Source organism: Arthrobacter sp. 05L421, assembly GCF_056397785.1.
Genome location: NZ_JBFTOC010000016.1, coordinates 1 through 16,129 on the forward strand (window position 1 = coordinate 1; position 16,129 = coordinate 16,129).

Consider the following 16,129-nt stretch of genomic DNA (forward strand, 5'->3'; position numbering starts at 1 on the left):
GAGACGCATTTCAACGGCACCCCGCACGGCGGCCGTGACGGACGCTCATGGGCAATCCCCGTTCATTTGGATTCGGCTCCCACAACGCCGCGCTGGTCATCATGCTGACTTAACCTGCATGTCAGATTGCCTGGCAGTCCAGGAAGTCCATATCGGTTGAGATAACAGAATCGGGAACAACCACCCCGGTCCCGCCACCTGAAGCCGGCCTCCGACGGGCTCGCCGGAGAAGAATGCAATGCCGGGCCATCCTCCCGTGACATCTGAGTTGCCTAGTTCTTCCTGAGGTCGTTGAGGTGCTGTTGGAGACTACGCCGTAGGGCCGCCTCTTCACCGGCACCGGGCTGGGCCATGGCGGCCAGCAAATCTTCCGCGGTGGCCAGGACTGTGCGGCCGCGCGGCGTGAGCGTGATGCTGGTGCTTCGGGCGTCGCTGCCGCGTTCTTTGCTCAGGAGGCCCAGGCTTTCAAGCCTGCGCAGAACCTTGCCGAGGCTTTGTTTGCTGACCGACATTAGGACCGCCAGGTCGGAGATTTTAGCGGGTTCGAGGTCGGCGACGGATTCCAGCGCCTCGAGCGAGCCCTGAGTCAGGTGCAGGTGCGCCAGTCGCCGGTTGATCCTCAGTTCCTCAAGTCGGGCTGCGACGCCGAGGATCCGGTAGGTGGGCCACGGAAGCGGCTCCCCTCCGTCGGCGGCGGCCATACTTGAGCTCCTTTGCGTCACGTCCCGCACGTTCCGGGTGTTCCGTCCCAGGCGATCCAGCTTCCATACCGCGAGCACGTCACCGATCTCCAGCCGTTCCAGGGCCTTGGAGAGTTGAGGGCGTTCCGTCGCGGACCACTGACGCCAGGGTCGGCAAAGATCCTCGCAGCGCCGGCGGCATCGAGTGCAGTGAGCTGCAGATCAAACCGCAGCGCTAAATGGCGTCGTGTCCGCAGCACTAAATGGCCGGCTGCTTTATCAGGCGGGGAGTCCACGACAGCGGGGCGTGCACGATCCAAGTTCGTCAGCGTCAGGTCCCTGACGCTGACTGTCAGGAGAACCTGACGGGAAGACCCGGCGCTTACCTGCCAGCTCCGCCGCCAGCCAAGCGATAGGACTCCTGCAGCAGCTCATCCAGTTCCTCGACATCGATCCTTTCCAAGCGGACCAGCACCAGTTTCGGGGACCGTTCGTGGTGGGGCGTCCAGAAGTAGGTGCCTGAACCGGTCCCTGCAAGTGCTTCCCGTTCCTCGGTTTTCACGGTGAGGACGCCGTCTTCCCAGATGCGTGCCATCAGGGTCTTTTCGAACCACGCCGGCTGGCCCCAGCTGGGCCTCTCGCTAACCCTCGTGCAGTCCACGGCAGATCCGCCGGACATCTTCCTCAGTGGCTATGGTGACTGTGGCACCGGAGCTCTGACCGGGCAATCTCAGACCCTTGGAACCGGGAAAGTCGATGGAAGCCGGGTCTGGATGCCTTCGCCATCACCTATGAAGGAAAAATCAACTAAACACCAACCGTGCAGAATCTCCCTTTCCGGCGCCCGGCCCCTGAGCGTGCGCAGTTGATGGGCGATCCCGAGTCCTTTCGTGGCAGCACCTCGCACCTCGGCTTGTCCCTGAACGCTGTCTGTAAGCGACCCCGCTTCAGGCACGCCCGCCCTGGCCAACGCGCAGAAGGCAGCCGGATCTACCGGGTCCGGACGTTTAGACAAGTGCGGCAATGGAGTTGTCGCACCGTAGTCGAAGATTCGCTCCCGTTTTTTCCAAGGTCGCACTGGGACAATGATCGGGCCGGCGGCGGTCGCCCTCCAGGCTCGGCTGTCTAGCCCAGTCCGCCGCCGGCCCCGGACACTATTCGAGTTTCGAGAAGGAACCGGGAAGCCCCGAAAGTAGTCGAGACGTGTACCCGCCTCTGTCGCCGGGCCCTGAAACGGTCTGCCCATGGATGAAATAGTGCAAGGCCGGCACGCATTGAACGTCGAGGATCTTTCCGGGCGTCCGGGGTTCGATGAACAGTTTCTGGGTGCCTGGGTTGGCATTCCGGCCCTCGCCGGCGTCGCGTCGGTCCTGCTCCCCTACACCCACTTTTCCGTCCTCATGCGGCTGGACAAACGCCTGGCCGCCGTCACCGCGCTCGGAATGGACGGCACCAAATTGATCGATCTGGACCGGTCAGGGATCCAGTGGAGACTGGATCCTCGGCTGCGCCCGGACCAGCAGACCGGCGAGGCGGTCTACGCACGCAACGACATCGACCGCGGCCACCTCGTCCGCAGGGCATCAGCAGTATGGGGCGACACACCTGCGGAAGCCGCTCAGGTGAACGCGGACACGTTCCACTACACGAACGCAGCCCCACAGGCGGCCAAGTTTAACCAAGGGTTAGATCCGTAGCCTTAGCCAATGGGACTCATCGACGACCAGCCGGACTTGGCGTCTCCTGACACTGACGCGGCCCGCCGTGGAAAGGCCCCCCGCACAGTATCCGGGCCGGCCAAGTTTCGCGCCATCGGCATCTACTCTTTGATTGCCGTGATCGTAATTCTTGGAATGACGTTTTTTATTTCCCGGCCGGACGTGACGCCGAGTCCGACCCCTACATCGCCTCCGGTACCGTCGGCCCCCCCGGCGAGCAATCCTCCGGAGGCGTCAGCGCCCCCAGTGAGTAATCCTCCGGAGGAGGCCGAGGCCGCAGTAAGCAGTCCTGCGGTGACCGGGCGCACTGCCTACCAGGCAGTCCCGAATCAGGTGCTGTTTGCGCTCGACAGCGCCGGTAAGCCGAACATTTCCGGCAATCTGACCAACGTCGCCCAGGGCGACACCGGAGACTGCTATTTCCTGGCAGCGCTACTGACAGTGGCCGCCAAAGCGCCCGACACCATCTTGAACATGGTTCATGAGAACGGCGACGGCACCTACACCGTTTCGTTCCACAGCAGGTACAACGGCGTGCCCTTTCCGGTAAAGGTGACGGTCAACGGTGACCTTCCGTACCGCCGCGGCAAGCCTTTCCAAAATGGCATCGAAAATATCGACGGCAAGAACGTGTCATGGGCGGCGATTATCGAAAAAGGATGGGCGGCGGTTAACGGCAACAGCTATAAGGGCATCGAGGGAACCGACCTCAGCGACATTCAGGATCACGATGTCCATAACGCCCTCTATGCCATCACCGGCGAGGTGCCCATCGACCGCAACCCGGGCGGCCCGATGACGGGAGTGAGCTTTGAGCAGATACAGCAGGACTTTAAGAACGGCCTCGTAGCGCTGGGGACCTCCAACTCCCAGGGCAAGCTGGTATCCAACCACGCCTACGCATTGCTGGACGTGAATTCCTCTAACCAAACCGTCGTGGTGGCGGATCCGGAGGGAGGCCAAAAGACGCTGTCGTTTGAGACCTTCCGGTCCACGAACATCAACCAGTACATCGCGATACCGACATATCCATAGGACCAGACTGCTGACCCCTGGCCGGTTCCTCGATCCAGCGGGGAACGCCGGCACTTCCGGACCGTTGCAAAATTGTGCCTTTCGCCCCGAAAAATCGTGTGCGACGATGCGGTCATGAGCGAACACATCGAACCCGGCCCCGCACAACGTGCCGCCCCGTGGACGCGCCGAGAGGACCTGACCACACACCAGATGCGCACCATCGGGCAACGGCGAGCGGCCGCCGAAGAAAAGCTCGCACGCCATCTCAAGGAAGCACACCACCTGGCCGCAGAACACCCCCCGGCCACAGAAAAATCCCCAGATGTCTAACCGTCCACACCAGCCCAGCGTTACGCCGCACCCGGAGACGGGCAGGCGCCGGCTGCAGGCCGCACGGAGCCCGGACCGAACCTGCGCGACCCCCTTACAGGGAACGCCCGCGCACAAAAATACGCAGACCGGCCAGGGCACAGAATCAGCATTTTTCATCCGCGGACAAACAAGGGAGACTCTCATGTTGCTTTGGATAGCCATCGTCATCGCCGTCCTCTGGCTTCTCGGCCTGCTCGGAGGCATCGGCGGCGGGTTCATTCACCTGCTTCTGGTAATCGCCGTGGTCGTCCTGATCTTCCACTTCCTCCGCGGCAGGTCCCGCGTCTAAATACGAACGACGATCCCGCCGGCGCCGGATTGTCCGACGGTCGGCAGGTGCCGGAAGATCATCGATGACGCCCAGCCACACAAGGCGCCGGGACAGGATGGCCGACGGGCGTTGCCGCGCCGGTCTCCTGCCAACAAAAGACCATTGAGTAGGGCACATCCGGGACGCGCAAACCGTCTCACAGCAATCTCACAGGCGATCGCTATTCTGAACACAGTCGCCGAGCCCACTGTTATTCAAACCAGAGATGCCCGGAACATAACGGCCAATAAGACTTATTGGAGCGTCGGTGACGAGCGGCATGATCATTCGCCGCAAGAGAAACTGGCACCTGTAACAAGGCTGTCAGTCAGACACGCAACGCCAGCTAACTATCCTCGAACAGCGAGGGGCCAACGATGTCACCAAAACGGGAACGACGCTTCTGGAACCGTCAAAATGTTCCCCTGATGCTCCTGGGCGTCGCCATTCTCCTGGTGCTGATCGCCGCTGGGATAGTCGTATGGGTTACCTATGGTGCCCCGGTCATCGCCCGCCTCACAGGAACCTAGTCGGACCGGGTCCTCGCCGGATCCAACGTCGCGCGCATCATCTCCAACTGGAGCGCCAATCACCGGCAAAGTTGGCAAGCTGGCGGGTCCACGCACTCCAGTAGCCCGTACCGTGTTGTCCGCTTCAAACAGGAGCTCGTCAACGCACTCGGTGCCGGCAGGCGGGCGCCGGTGGTTGTGACCATCGACGGCCAAAGCTACCGCAGCAGCATCGCGGTGATGGGCGGCCAGAACATGATCGGCGTCAGCGCCGCCAACCGGGAACTGACCGGCGCCGCGGCCGGGGACACCGTGGAGGTCGACGTCGAACTGGATGCGCAGCCGCGGGTCATCGACGTCCCCGAAGACCTCGCGGCCACCTTGGAAGCCGCCCCCAACCCGAAGCGAAGGCCTTCTATGCGACGCTGCCCTACAGCAGCCAACGGCGTTATGTGGAGCCGATCGCAGAAGCCAAAACGGACGATACCCGCTCGCGCCGAATCGCCAAGGTGGTGGCCGACCTCAAGGTCGGCAGGAAGTAGACCCCGCCGGCCAGGGCCGTAGTTCATGGCCAACTGCGGCGCCCATGGGGAGGCGGTCCGGGGCGGCCGTCGAAGAAATAAGAATTGAATGCTGCACAACAACCCAGTTCGAGCGGCTGTCCGGAACCGCCAAAGCGGGGCTGCCAGCGGTGACAGTCAGCCTTCGAGTGGTGCCCCGAGCTTGGGACCGGCGACCGTTCCCAGATTGCCCGGTAGCAGGGCGCTCACGCATCATGCATCGATTGCGAGGGCTAAGCGGGCCGTACTGCTTCAGCTGTCTTTGAGCCGCCGCCCCTCGGAAAGATTTTCACCCCGGACTGGTACATCGCACCGTCATTGTGTTCGCCTTGGCGGCGGGCCGTCTCGGCTTCAAGGGCTTTCGCCACGAAGAGACTCCACGTGTTATCCCTTTCGGCGTAGCTGGTCGCGCGGTACGCGGCCCGCGGCCGGTTCCGCATGCGCGGCGGGGATACTCACCGTCAAGTTCCCTGTCTTCGGTTCTTTCGGTTCCGTCTTCTTTGGCGTCTCCGACCTAGTACAAACTGCGGTGACCGTGCCCAGCCCTCACGGTTCGAAGGAACCCTTCATCGTCGACAGCAACAAAGTCAGTGACAGACTCGGGCTCACAGCCACCCAATCGATCAGGCAATGTCAGAGGGACGGCTACCCGAACAGGGGCCCTTCTACTGATTGAACAACGCTTGTGGCTGCCGCGGGGCGTGGTCAGCCGACGTGGATACGTGGCCTGCGGGCCGGATCGGGTTCGTGCTTGCGCAGGATCTCGCGCACCACGGGCGCCGTGTCGCCGCGGCCCAGGAGGAGGTAGCGCATCAGGTGCGCCACAGGGCTGCCCTCGGACCACTCAAAATACGCGTGCGGAATGACCCCTGTGATGTCACGGAGCGCCAGGAGGATGGCGGCGATGGCGTTAGGCGCCGCCGGGCTTTCGGCCCGCAGTACCCGGTACCCGTTGACTTCGACGCCTTTGACGTCGAGCACGCTGCCGAAGTCGGACGGATCGATGATGTCGATCTCGAGAAAGATGATGTCCGCGGCCCCGGGAACTGCGTTCTGGCCGCGCTGGTCCCGTTCCTTCTCCGCATATTCCTGCACGCCCCCGGCCTGGCGGCGGTTGGCGATCAGGTTCAGCGCGCCGTCGTAGTCCAGGGAGTCGTTGATGAAGCGGCGGGCGTTGTCATCGAACCGGATCACGTCGGCGCGGAGCTCGGTCGTGCGGGCGATGCGGGAGACCAGGGAAATGGCCACAATGCCGAGGATGAAGAAGGCAGAGATGGTGAGTCCGTCGGGTTTTTCGATGATGTTGGCGATTAACGCGTAGAGCAGGATCAGGCAGAGCAGAGCGAAGGCCAGGGTTGCCCGGCGCTGTCGGCGCCGGTGCGCGGAGATGGTCACGGCGACTGAGCCGGAGACCATCATGGCCAGGACCCCGGTGGCGTAGGCGCCGGCCTGGGCGTTGACGTCGGCGTGGAAGGCAATGGTGATCAGGATGCAGACGGCCGTGTAGACGAGCACCACGGGCCGGACCGCCCGGCCCCATTCGGGGGCCATGCCGTAGGAGGGAAGGTAACGCGGAACAATGTTGATCAGCCCCGCCATGGCGGAGGCCCCGGCGAACCAGAGGATCAGGATGCTGCTGATGTCATACACAGTCCCGAAGGTGCTGCCCAGCATCTCGTGGGCGAGATACGCCAGGGCGCGTCCGTTGGCCTGGCCTCCGGGCTCAAACTCTTGTGCGGGGATCAGCACCGTGGTGACGAAACTGCTGCCAAGCAGGTACACGCTCATGATGGCCGCCGCTGCCGTCAGTAACTTGCGGGTGTTCTTGATCCGGGAGGCGAGCCGTTCCTCGGCGGTCTTGCCTTGGGCCGCGACCAGCGGCATCATGCTGACTCCGGTCTCGAAGCCGGAGAGCCCGAGGACGAGCAGCGGGAAGGCAATCAGCGCCGGTCCCAGGATGGCTCCGGGGCCACCCAGTGCGGACAGGTCCCCGGTCCAGGCCGCCAGGGCGGCAGGGTCATTGACCACCGTGATCACTCCGGCACCGATGACGACGGCGTTCAGCAGGAGGAACACGGCCACCAAAGGGATGGCGACGACGACGGCCTCGCTGAAGCCGAGGAGAAACACACCGCCCAGGATCAACAGCAGCACCACGGTGATTGGCACGGCCTGACCGAGCAAAAAACCGGGCAGATACGGGTTTTCCAGCATGTGCACCGTGGCATCCGCCGAGGAGAGGGTGATGGTGATGATCCAAGAGGTGGCCACGAACCCGAGCAGGATCAGGACGAAAATTTTTCCGCGCCAGAACGGCAGGAGGTGTTCCAGCATCGCCACCGACCCCTGGCCGTGCGGGCTCTCTTCGGCGACCCTGCGATACATCGGCAGCATACCCAGAAGGGTCAGGGCCACAATCAGCAGCGTGGCGAGCGGAGACAACGCCCCGGCCGCCAGGGCAGCTATCGCCGGAAGGTAAGACAGCGTGGAGAAGTAATCCACCCCTGTCAGGCACATGACCTTCCACCAGGCCTGGGGGCGGCCGTGGTCCTCAGCTGCTTCGGGTCCGACGACGGGCTGGACCCGGTCCTCCAGCAACCACCTCGTCAACCGGCTGCCGGTCCCTGACTCCGGCCCCGGCCTCCTGACCTCCGCCGGAATGGCGTCCCGACCCGTGCCGCTCATCTGCCTCTTCCCCGTCCCTGCTCGTTCCACGGCTCCAACATCCCACAATCAACCCCCGCAACATAGCAGCCGCCTAAGAACAATCATCACAAGGAAGCTGCAGCAGAACAGCCGGGCCAGGACTCGGCCGCCCGGTCCTCGGCCCGGACGCCACGCAGGATCTGACGCACCGTGACAAGGCCACCGCCCCCGCCGGCACGGCCGCGCCCACAGCACCGGTTCCGCACCGACCGATCAGGAACGCACACCCACTCCGCACCCGTAGCTCGGCCGGAAGAGCAGGGGCCTTTTAATCCCCTGGTGGTGGGTTCGAATCCCACCGGGTTCACCCATGTGACAGCGCGGTATATGGTCCCCGCCTCCAGCCCGGAGTTGCCGGCTATGCGCCCGGGTGGGACCGGGGCCCGTTCCTCCATCGAAGGCCGACGCCGGCCCCCGAGGCAGTATAGGCAGGCCGGGCCCCGTCCGATCATGTGGCGTACGGCTGCGGACCGTTGGCGGAAGCGTTCTGCAGACTGACCTGTTGTGCTCCCGTGCGCGCCTGACGGGCAGTTGTGGACAATTCGCCGGGCCCTGCAGCGACGGTGCTTGAATGTTACTAAGCATGCTGATTAAATCTCCATGACGGGCGTAGTCGACGACCGGTCTACCGAAAGGAAGTACAGTAATGGGAATTCTTGCATTCCTCATTCTCGGCCTTATCGCAGGAGCTATCGCCAAGGCGATCCTTCCCGGCCGGCAGGGAGGCGGCTGGCTGATCACACTCGTTGTCGGCGTCGTGGGCGCAATCCTCGGAGGCTGGATAGGTTCGTTGATCTTCGGCGGAGGCCTCGCTGACTTCTTTGATCTGCGCACCTGGCTCCTTTCGATTCTCGGGGCCGTTATCGTGCTTCTGATCTATGGCGCCGTTGCCGGCCGCCGAAGCCGGGCATAGATGGTCCCCCGAAATAAAAAGGGCTCGTCACTCGCCCGAATGGCGCCCATGAAGGGCTTTGGGTCCGTGAATGGGACGCCTTTGCCACGAATCCCCACCGACAGCGCCTCCTGAAGGGGATTGAACACCATGGCCAAACCGGTAGTCCCCCAGCCACTCGTCCAGTACAAGCTCCGCGAAATCCGGGAAGGGCAGGTCCTGCGACTGGCCGATTCGAGCTTCGCCGTCGTGGCCAAACATCGCCGACACCGGCTGGTCCACCTCGATCTGGAGTCAGACGACGGGGCACACGCCTCGCTCATCGGGATTCCCGGCGCCCGCGTCCGACTGTGCGAGGAAGCAACGCCGGGACCGCGCTAGGGAACTCGCGCGGCCCGAGGGAAGACTGATGCGCATCCCATCCTCGCTCTCCCACAGTTCCACTACAAACACGGTGTCCGGGTCGTCCTCGTTCACGCCAACCTCGTAAGCGAGGCAGCCGATCTCCCGGAGGGTATCGCTGCGGCCGAATCAAATGACGCACCAACCCGTCGCGCTTACCTGAGACGGCGCCAACTGTTCCAACATTCGCAAGGGTCATAGCACCACCGTAATAGGACGATGCGACACTCACACTGCCCGCAAGCCGGTCCCCCACCGCGACACCTTCCGCCGGCTCCCCGCCGCAAAACTGTCCCGGCTAGGTAGCTCAATCGCTACAGCTGCGCCCATGAGCGTGAACATTAACGGCCACGCCCGCGTGACCGCAAAGGAGCAGTACCTGACCGCCCAGCGGAACGCGCGCGACGCCCATCGGTGTTCCCGCAGACCGGATCTATGTCGACCACGGTCTGAGCGGTGGGACCAGGAAAACGACCGCCTTTGAGTAAGCCTTGCCCCTTTCCGTGCCGACGACACCATGCTGGTCGAATCCGACGTCATCCGCGCCCGCACCCGCGAAGGCATGCAGGTCGCCAAGGCCAAGGGCGGCGGAAGGCCGCCGTCCACCGCCATGCCGCGAAAGCTGCTGGCACAATTGACGCAATCCAGGGCAGGCCGCCGCCCGTACATTCGGACAGGCCATGACTCCTAAGAAAAGAAGGCAAGAACCAAGCCGAAGGTCATGTCATCCAGAAGCAGCGCCTGCATGAACTGGCGTCAGCAGAAGCAGGTAAGAAAAGGGTCGCTGATGAGCAACGGCATCCCACGCACACGGGTGTGGACACTGTGCACACCCCCTTTGGCCGGACAATCGGTCGCCAGCTTCTGCCCAGGCCCCAAGAAACAGCCAGTCGAGGCCAAGAATCTGGAAAGAATTTCGCGCAGGTCATGTCGTCGCCACAACCCCACGGCATGAATAGGTGCAGGACCAACCACGTCCACCAGAACCAGCCACCAAGGAGACCCGAATGACCCCACATCCCAGCAGGTGGAGGGCCCACCAGCCAGGGCCCTGACCCCGCCACGCACATAACTCCATAGGCCACCGCGGCGGCCAGGCAACAGCCCGCGACAAGCGTCAGAGGGACCCGGGCAGGGTCAATGTCCACACGTTAAAGCAAGAACCCCCTCTGACGAGGGGGAATGCTGTGCCCGAGGTGGGACTCGAACTGCATTCCCTCCCCCGCAAACACTGGACTCCCCCGGAAACATACGGAATCCGGCCCGAACCGACACCAGTACGACCCGATCCGCAGCCCAAAGTGTGTACTTTGTACACACCCCAAATTTGGCCGCTTCAAAGCTCTCAGTCCAACGACCGCACCCCCTCACAAGGGATGCGGTCCTTCTTTGTCCTGACAGATTTTGCTCAGCTTGAGGCAGTCTCGGGATTTCAAACTCCGGAACCGACCGGACGCCGCTAAAAGAGCCAGAGGCTCGTCCAGCCTCCTGGCCGGCTTCCCGGATCTTCATGGCCGCTGCCACCTCCCTTCAGTCAGCTCATGATCCGGCCGGCACAGGCTCGCCTGACGGGTCAGGAAGCAGCCAACCGGGAAAGCCCACGGACCCGGCGTCTAGCTAGCGCCTGACCAGATGCGTGGCAATCAACCCGGCGCTGACTTCAAGCGAGACATCACCGGCAGCCACCCCCACGACGAGATCAAATGCCGCATCCGTGCTGAAGTCATGCCGGTAGCCATTGATCCAGAGCATCAGAACCATCAGCGTCCACGCCGTGCGTTTGTTACCGTCGATCAGCGCGTGGAACCGCGCCACCGACTCCAGCAGGGCTGCTGCCTTCATCGGCAGCTGCGGATAAGCCTCTGCTCCCAGGACCGTTGTTCCCGGCCGCGCCAAAGCCGCGGCCAAGAGCCCGATGTCACGGATACGGAACCCGTACCGGTCAACGACCTGCAGCGCATCCTCCATTTCGAGGTACGCGGTCACGCATCCTCAAGCCGTGTCAGAAGCTCCGCGTCATGGCTCATGACGAAATCCAAACCCTCGCCAATGTCACGGCTGCGTCGGTGACGCTGCAGCACAAGCTCCGCACCCTGGAGCAGTAACGCGGACTTGGATGTATGTTCCTCGGCAGCCAGCTTGTCCAAACGCCGGTCCAGGTCTTCGGGAACACGCAGATTCATAGCCATAATTCCATGGTACCAGACCAGTACCATCCTGCATTTGAACCCAAGCGACGCTGCAAGAATCCTGATCTGCGATCACCCTGCCGGAGAACACCTCCGTTAATGCCCCGGATGCACCCAACCCCGACCGGCACCCACGGACACCCCGGGGTGCCTTTCCGGGCGCAATTACATTCAGACTGCCCCCTTACCTCACTCGGAGCCACGTTTCCGGTTTTGAATGCACCGCAACTGCCACACGGAAGATGGGCAATACGTCCAGACCCACTCACGACTTATCAGACCGCCGCACCTTCACTCGGCCCTGCCTCCGCATGAACAAGTGGGGAATGCTTCGTCGTTCCACAGGTCGGCGTTCACTCACCGAAAGCCCCGGCGGACACGCCGCGACGGGGCGGTCTCAGATGCTTCCTCAAGGCGGGTCATCGTCTCAGTCAAAGTCGGCGCCAGGATATCCCTGACGCGTGGGAGCTCCAGCGGCTCAAAGCCGGGATACGCTGTTGCTACTCAGTGCGTGCTGGCTACGGAAGGTGAATTTTTGATGGGGAGAACGAGAAACAAGCCGCGAGAATCGGGGCTTCGTGCCCCGGGAAAGCCTCCGGAGAATTCTTCCCCGTTTGAGGTCGCAATGCATTACCTTACTTTTTTTGAAAATGAGTTCACACGGGCTCGCCGAGTTGTCAAAGGCCGCGCCCGCAACGTAGTTGTTTCAACTGCGATCCTCACAGCTTTGATTGCTGTTCTAGGTGCGCTCACGGCTGTGTTGAACTTGGCGTGGTTGGGCATTGTGAGTACTGCAGTGGCTGGCGCCGCAGGCGTGATAGAGCGTTGGGACGCGCTCTTCAGACATCGCGAGATGTGGGTACAACGTAGCGCTGTGACCTCTGAGCTCCAAAGACTCCGGCGTGAGGCTGAATTCTTGAGAGCAAGTGAAGGAGCAACCGACGAAGTCGGCAAGAAAGTACTCACCCGGTTAGAGGAGATACTTAGCCAAGACTTGGACAGTTGGACCGGCATCAGAGACCTTCCGCAACAACGGAGCGTTGAAACGAACGACCAGAAAAAGTAATCATAACGGGCCAAATAGAAGGCCGGCGAGCACGCATTCTTGGCCGTTCAAGAGACGATAGATTCGACGTTCAGGGCCAAGAGTCGTGTACGGCACTAGCTACAAGCCCCTCACTCGTGGATGCCTTGAACACGCTGGCGTGAGGCAATCCGGCCTCGGCCGCTAAGGTGGCTCCGAAGCCATCGCCGAATGCACCACTACGCAATCCATCGGCATCGCGGACCCGTATGCCAGTTGAGTGGTACCGCAGCCGCCCACTGACCTTAAGGGGCTTGTATCTCTTCAAGGTTTATGGGGACTTGATTCCGTGTCATAGATAAAGAAGGGGCCCGTGGCCCTGACCACAGGGGCGTCCTTGACCCCGTGCGCGTCCAATGAAGTGCTGATCGCGTCGGCCTCAAGTTTCAATAGCCTCTCGAGGCCTTTCTTCCCGCCACCAGATTCTTTGATCCGCCGTCGTGACTTGGATGTATCTGCGACGGACAGAAACTCATCGTGGCTCATTGCTGATCCGGCGGCAGAGATCAGATCCGCGGACGCCACTGGCTCGAGGAACTGCGCTCGTCGAGTTTGTGTGAGACCGCTTAATCGTAGGAGTCCTGCAACGCAGATAAGGGGTAAAGAACGGTGTAGTCCTGCACAGCCATCCTTGCGATGTCGGATCGCTGGGCCAGGCCGCCGGTCTGCCCTCTTGACAGCGCCCGTGCTGCGCAGGCCTTGTCATCGTCCGGCGCTGCAACATGTGGGTCCGGACTAGTCGGCTATTGCGAGATCCGGCGTCCAAAGGTAGCGGGTGATGCCTTGGTCTTCCTCGGTCGCGCGTTCGCCCAGTTCAATGGTGATGAGTTCGTCGCCTTCGTAGGCGGGGCTGAGCTCGAGGGCTAGGTAATCGAACAGTTCGCGTTCGTGGACGGCGATGATGACTTGCCTCCGGTTCTGTTTCGAGAGGAGTCGGACGAGGCCAGCGAACTGTGCGACGTGCACTTCGTCCATAGCTTGGACGGGGTCGTCGAATACAAGACACGGGACGATAGGTTCGACGGCGAGGTGGAGCGCGAGGAACAGAGACAGTGCTGCCGTGTTCAGGTTGCCCGCTGAGAGCATCATTTGGGGCGGTCCGCTGGCTTCGCCGTTGCGGTGGGTGGTCTCCAGCTTGATGTCGAACGATTTCTTGGTGGCGTTGGGGATGCCGAAACTGGGAATGAACTCCTCGTCCGGGGCTAGCCTGCTGAATACGTCCTTCCATACCTCGTTCAGGGATTCGGTGAAGACACGGTTGACGATGGTGGCGCGCGCATGTGTTGCGGCTTCGTGAACTTCCTTTGCGATCCCTTGGCGGCGCTTTGCTTCAGCGACACGGTCGTCCCATTTCTTTTTGTGTTCGGCGATGCCGGCGAGGCTTTGAACAGCTTCGGTTTCACGTTCGAGGGCGACTGTGAGGCGATCTGCTTCGTCGTTTGCTTTCCGGTATTGATTGGCTTCGTCGGTAAGCCGAGCGACTTGAGCTTCGGCTTGTTGGAGCAGTTCGGTCGATGCCGCCTGGAACGAGTCGACCGCCGGAGACACGTTGACCTGCAGGAGGGCCGCGTATCTGGCGAGCTCACTGCTGACGTAGCGCTGTTCTGAAAAAGCCGCTTCAATGCTGTCGAGTGATTGCTGAAGGTCCCTCACGCGTCGGGTGAGATCGGCCCCGTTGGACTTGGCATCTTCGATTCCGCCGACTTGGGTACTGAGTTCGACCAGGGTCGCGTGACGCTTTACGACGGCCTGCTGCTGGTCGGTGGGTAGGAGCTGGGCCGTGAGCTGAGCGTACTCGACTTCCGCCCGCGTCACACGTGCCGCTAGTCGATCGCGCTCGTTCCGAAGGTCGACGAGTTGCTGTCCGTGAGTGGTGAGTGCGGCCAGTTTTGTGTTGATGTGCGCTGGGAGGCTGCGGTGACCAGTCTCAGTAAAGTCACGGTCGCAGACCGGGCACATGTTGCTGTTGTCGATGACGGTGCGGAGTGCAGCCAGACTCTCGACGAGGGCACTTGAATACTCTTGTGCATCTGCGAGTCGGGCCTGTAGCTCGTCCAACTCAGTTCGGTGGGCTTGTAGCTGCGTTCTAACCGATTCCGCCCGGGCGCGAACGTCGGCGGCATTTTCCAGGTCGTGGAGGGCCAGACTCGTGGCGTGCTCGACAGCGATGCGGGGTTCGCTGAAAAGGTTGACTCCAGCAGCCTGCGCAGCCAGTTCCCATGCCCGAACCTTCGCTCCATCCGTGGCCTCCCACGCCTCTTTGTCGGCTGTCGCAGCCGCAAGTGAGGTCCGGGTCTCCTGAATTCGTTGCGTGGTCGGGCGTTCCACCAACGCTGAAATACGACCGCCCAAGCCGATGAGTTCCTGGTGGAGTTTCACGGCAGCCGCAGATTCCGCCCGGGCGGTTTCGTCGTTGAGCGCCGACCGGACGAAGCCAAGAAGGTCCCCGTCGGCCATGGCGTCGGTTGTTCCGGGGTGGAAGCCAGAGATAGCGTCCCGGGTCGCGGCCCGTGTATTGGAAACTGCCTTCCGTAGCTCGGCGAGCTGAGCGCTGTGTTCCTTGAGCTGGGTCGCTTTTGCCTTCGCTTCACGGTCGGCTTCGTCGACACCGACTGCGAGTCTCTTCAGGAGTCGGAGATCATTTGCGTCGCTGAGCCCACCCCGAAGTGCATCCAGTTTCTCAAGGCCGAGAACTTCGTTCACAAACTTCTCGAGCGCCGTCTGTTCGTTGCCCACGCGGGCTTGGTACAAGTCGAGGAGGCGACCGAGCGATGCCTGGTCCAGATAGCACCGTTCAGCGTAGAACTTCGCGGCGGCGTCGTTGAACGCGGGCGTACCTTCCAGACGCGCGCCGCCTACGGTCAACGGAACACCGGGCTGTCCCGCCCGCAGGTCCTCTGCGACATCGGCTCGAACAGTCGCGTATGACTGCCCGAAGAACGGAAGGTGCGCACGGTAGCGGTCAGATTGTCGTTCCATACTCCGAATACCGCCGGTCAAGGCAAGCTCTAGCGCGGACAAGACGCTCGTTTTGCCTGTGCCGTTCGGGCCGTGGATGAGGACGACAGGGGCATCGAAGGGCAGTTCACGGGTGCCCTCGATACGGCGGAAGTCCGAGACCATCAGGCGACGGATGGGGACGTCACTCATCGTCATCATCTACTTCATCGGTCCAGCCTGCCCCCTCGTTCGCGTATTCGCGAAGAGCTTCCCGCACTGCATCGGGTCCGTCGGCAGCAACCCGAATAAGCGCGATGTGGTCCCGTGTCGTCTTCAGCGGACCGAGCGCCGCCAACACTTCGTTGACCGGGTCGCTTCCGTGGACCAGGTCCGCGTTCGGCAATTTCAGCGGCAGAAGGACACCAATAGCCTTCTCGATCTCGGTGACATCGGGTGTGGTGGACGCGATGGGAAGGACGCGGGCGTAGCGCTCCAACTCGAAGCGGTCAGCGGCGGGGACTCCGCCCAAAAGTATGAGACTCACAGGTCGGCGCGACGCAGCCAGGTCAAGAGAACGAGCCAGACCCGCAACGAGACGTTGCAAACGCCTACGGGGAACCTGGTCGGTCGCAACCAGAACCAAGTCATGCGAAGTATGCGTCCCACGAGCTGCCGCCTCAAAGTCAAACTCTGTGCCAACAACCGTCAGCGGCCTCGGAAGACGCTCAAAACCGGCGTGCTCCAGGACAG

At 62.2% G+C, this 16,129-nt stretch carries 19 protein-coding genes, 1 tRNA gene and 1 pseudogene; 12 read left to right on the forward strand and 9 right to left on the reverse strand.

Annotation, left to right across the window (positions count from 1 at the left end; genetic code table 11):
- Positions 1-272: 272 nt before the first annotated feature.
- Together AC1DKQ_RS16655 and AC1DKQ_RS16660 are read right to left on the reverse strand one after the other, a co-directional pair.
- Positions 273-701, reverse strand: coding sequence for a MarR family winged helix-turn-helix transcriptional regulator (locus AC1DKQ_RS16655; RefSeq protein WP_476919637.1), 429 nt, complete (start codon positions 699-701; stop codon positions 273-275).
- A 361-nt stretch (positions 702-1,062) separates the two neighbouring features.
- Positions 1,063-1,359: an MmcQ/YjbR family DNA-binding protein gene (locus AC1DKQ_RS16660; protein ID WP_476919620.1), complete on the reverse strand. Its 297-nt coding sequence runs from the start codon at positions 1,357-1,359 to the stop codon at positions 1,063-1,065.
- A 565-nt stretch (positions 1,360-1,924) separates the two neighbouring features.
- Here AC1DKQ_RS16660 and AC1DKQ_RS16665 point away from each other — a divergent pair.
- The 6 genes and pseudogenes from AC1DKQ_RS16665 to AC1DKQ_RS16690 form a co-directional block, all read left to right on the forward strand.
- Entirely contained in the window at positions 1,925-2,377 is a 453-nt protein-coding gene (locus tag AC1DKQ_RS16665) for a DNA/RNA non-specific endonuclease (protein ID WP_476885771.1), read from the forward strand.
- A gap of 9 nt (positions 2,378-2,386) precedes the next feature.
- On the forward strand, positions 2,387-3,433 hold the full coding sequence (locus AC1DKQ_RS16670; RefSeq protein WP_476885772.1) for a C2 family cysteine protease: 1,047 nt from the start codon (positions 2,387-2,389) through the stop codon (positions 3,431-3,433).
- A gap of 114 nt (positions 3,434-3,547) precedes the next feature.
- Complete coding sequence (locus tag AC1DKQ_RS16675) at positions 3,548-3,745, forward strand: hypothetical protein (RefSeq protein WP_476885773.1); 198 nt, start codon at positions 3,548-3,550, stop codon at positions 3,743-3,745.
- Positions 3,746-3,929: 184 nt separating this feature from the next.
- On the forward strand, positions 3,930-4,076 hold the full coding sequence (locus tag AC1DKQ_RS16680; RefSeq protein ID WP_476885774.1) for a lmo0937 family membrane protein: 147 nt from the start codon (positions 3,930-3,932) through the stop codon (positions 4,074-4,076).
- A 398-nt stretch (positions 4,077-4,474) separates the two neighbouring features.
- Positions 4,475-4,627, forward strand: coding sequence for a hypothetical protein (locus AC1DKQ_RS16685; protein WP_377986957.1), 153 nt, complete (start codon positions 4,475-4,477; stop codon positions 4,625-4,627).
- A 39-nt stretch (positions 4,628-4,666) separates the two neighbouring features.
- Positions 4,667-4,870: pseudogene (locus AC1DKQ_RS16690) on the forward strand (DUF1905 domain-containing protein); the annotation flags it as partial.
- Here AC1DKQ_RS16690 and AC1DKQ_RS16695 read toward each other — a convergent pair.
- Positions 4,825-4,959: a hypothetical protein gene (locus AC1DKQ_RS16695; protein ID WP_476919621.1), complete on the reverse strand. Its 135-nt coding sequence runs from the start codon at positions 4,957-4,959 to the stop codon at positions 4,825-4,827. The pseudogene AC1DKQ_RS16690 and the gene AC1DKQ_RS16695 overlap by 46 nt on opposite strands.
- A 99-nt stretch (positions 4,960-5,058) precedes the next feature.
- On the opposite strand from AC1DKQ_RS16695, the gene AC1DKQ_RS16700 reads away from it, so the two are divergent.
- Positions 5,059-5,148, forward strand: coding sequence for a hypothetical protein (locus tag AC1DKQ_RS16700; RefSeq protein WP_476885775.1), 90 nt, complete (start codon positions 5,059-5,061; stop codon positions 5,146-5,148).
- Positions 5,149-5,871: 723 nt separating this feature from the next.
- Here the strand turns inward: AC1DKQ_RS16700 and AC1DKQ_RS16705 are convergent.
- Entirely contained in the window at positions 5,872-7,851 is a 1,980-nt protein-coding gene (locus AC1DKQ_RS16705) for an APC family permease (protein ID WP_476885776.1), read from the reverse strand.
- A 255-nt stretch (positions 7,852-8,106) separates the two neighbouring features.
- Between AC1DKQ_RS16705 and AC1DKQ_RS16710 the strand changes: the two genes are divergently transcribed.
- The 3 genes from AC1DKQ_RS16710 to AC1DKQ_RS16720 all read left to right on the forward strand — a co-directional run bounded on the left by AC1DKQ_RS16710 (position 8,107) and on the right by AC1DKQ_RS16720 (position 9,145).
- Positions 8,107-8,179: transfer RNA gene (locus AC1DKQ_RS16710), tRNA-Lys, on the forward strand.
- A 339-nt stretch (positions 8,180-8,518) separates the two neighbouring features.
- Positions 8,519-8,785, forward strand: coding sequence for a GlsB/YeaQ/YmgE family stress response membrane protein (locus AC1DKQ_RS16715; RefSeq protein WP_476885777.1), 267 nt, complete (start codon positions 8,519-8,521; stop codon positions 8,783-8,785).
- A 129-nt stretch (positions 8,786-8,914) separates the two neighbouring features.
- Positions 8,915-9,145, forward strand: a complete 231-nt coding sequence (locus AC1DKQ_RS16720) for a hypothetical protein (protein ID WP_476885851.1) — start codon at positions 8,915-8,917, stop codon at positions 9,143-9,145.
- Here the strand turns inward: AC1DKQ_RS16720 and AC1DKQ_RS16725 are convergent.
- Complete coding sequence (locus AC1DKQ_RS16725) at positions 9,059-9,241, reverse strand: hypothetical protein (RefSeq protein WP_476885778.1); 183 nt, start codon at positions 9,239-9,241, stop codon at positions 9,059-9,061. The genes AC1DKQ_RS16720 and AC1DKQ_RS16725 overlap by 87 nt on opposite strands.
- Positions 9,242-9,683: 442 nt before the next feature.
- On the opposite strand from AC1DKQ_RS16725, the gene AC1DKQ_RS16730 reads away from it, so the two are divergent.
- On the forward strand, positions 9,684-9,857 hold the full coding sequence (locus tag AC1DKQ_RS16730) for a hypothetical protein (protein ID WP_476885779.1): 174 nt from the start codon (positions 9,684-9,686) through the stop codon (positions 9,855-9,857).
- 926 nt (positions 9,858-10,783) lie between these two features.
- Here the strand turns inward: AC1DKQ_RS16730 and AC1DKQ_RS16735 are convergent.
- Together AC1DKQ_RS16735 and AC1DKQ_RS16740 are read right to left on the reverse strand one after the other, a co-directional pair.
- The gene (locus AC1DKQ_RS16735; protein ID WP_476885780.1) at positions 10,784-11,152 is read right to left on the reverse strand and encodes a type II toxin-antitoxin system death-on-curing family toxin; all 369 of its coding nucleotides are present in this window, start codon (positions 11,150-11,152) and stop codon (positions 10,784-10,786) included.
- Positions 11,149-11,355 (reverse strand): ribbon-helix-helix protein, CopG family, encoded by a 207-nt coding sequence (locus AC1DKQ_RS16740; protein WP_476885781.1) that lies wholly within the window; start codon positions 11,353-11,355, stop codon positions 11,149-11,151. The genes AC1DKQ_RS16735 and AC1DKQ_RS16740 overlap by 4 nt, the downstream gene beginning before the upstream one ends.
- 625 nt (positions 11,356-11,980) lie before the next feature.
- Here AC1DKQ_RS16740 and AC1DKQ_RS16745 point away from each other — a divergent pair.
- Positions 11,981-12,421 (forward strand): SLATT domain-containing protein, encoded by a 441-nt coding sequence (locus tag AC1DKQ_RS16745; protein WP_476885782.1) that lies wholly within the window; start codon positions 11,981-11,983, stop codon positions 12,419-12,421.
- Positions 12,422-13,174: 753 nt separating this feature from the next.
- On the opposite strand, the gene AC1DKQ_RS16750 is transcribed toward AC1DKQ_RS16745, so the two are convergent.
- Positions 13,175-15,589 (reverse strand): AAA family ATPase, encoded by a 2,415-nt coding sequence (locus AC1DKQ_RS16750; protein WP_476885783.1) that lies wholly within the window; start codon positions 15,587-15,589, stop codon positions 13,175-13,177.
- Entirely contained in the window at positions 15,582-15,923 is a 342-nt protein-coding gene (locus AC1DKQ_RS16755; RefSeq protein ID WP_476885784.1) for a hypothetical protein, read from the reverse strand. Before AC1DKQ_RS16755 ends, AC1DKQ_RS16750 begins: the two co-directional genes overlap by 8 nt.
- Between the last annotated feature and the right edge of the window lie 206 nt (positions 15,924-16,129).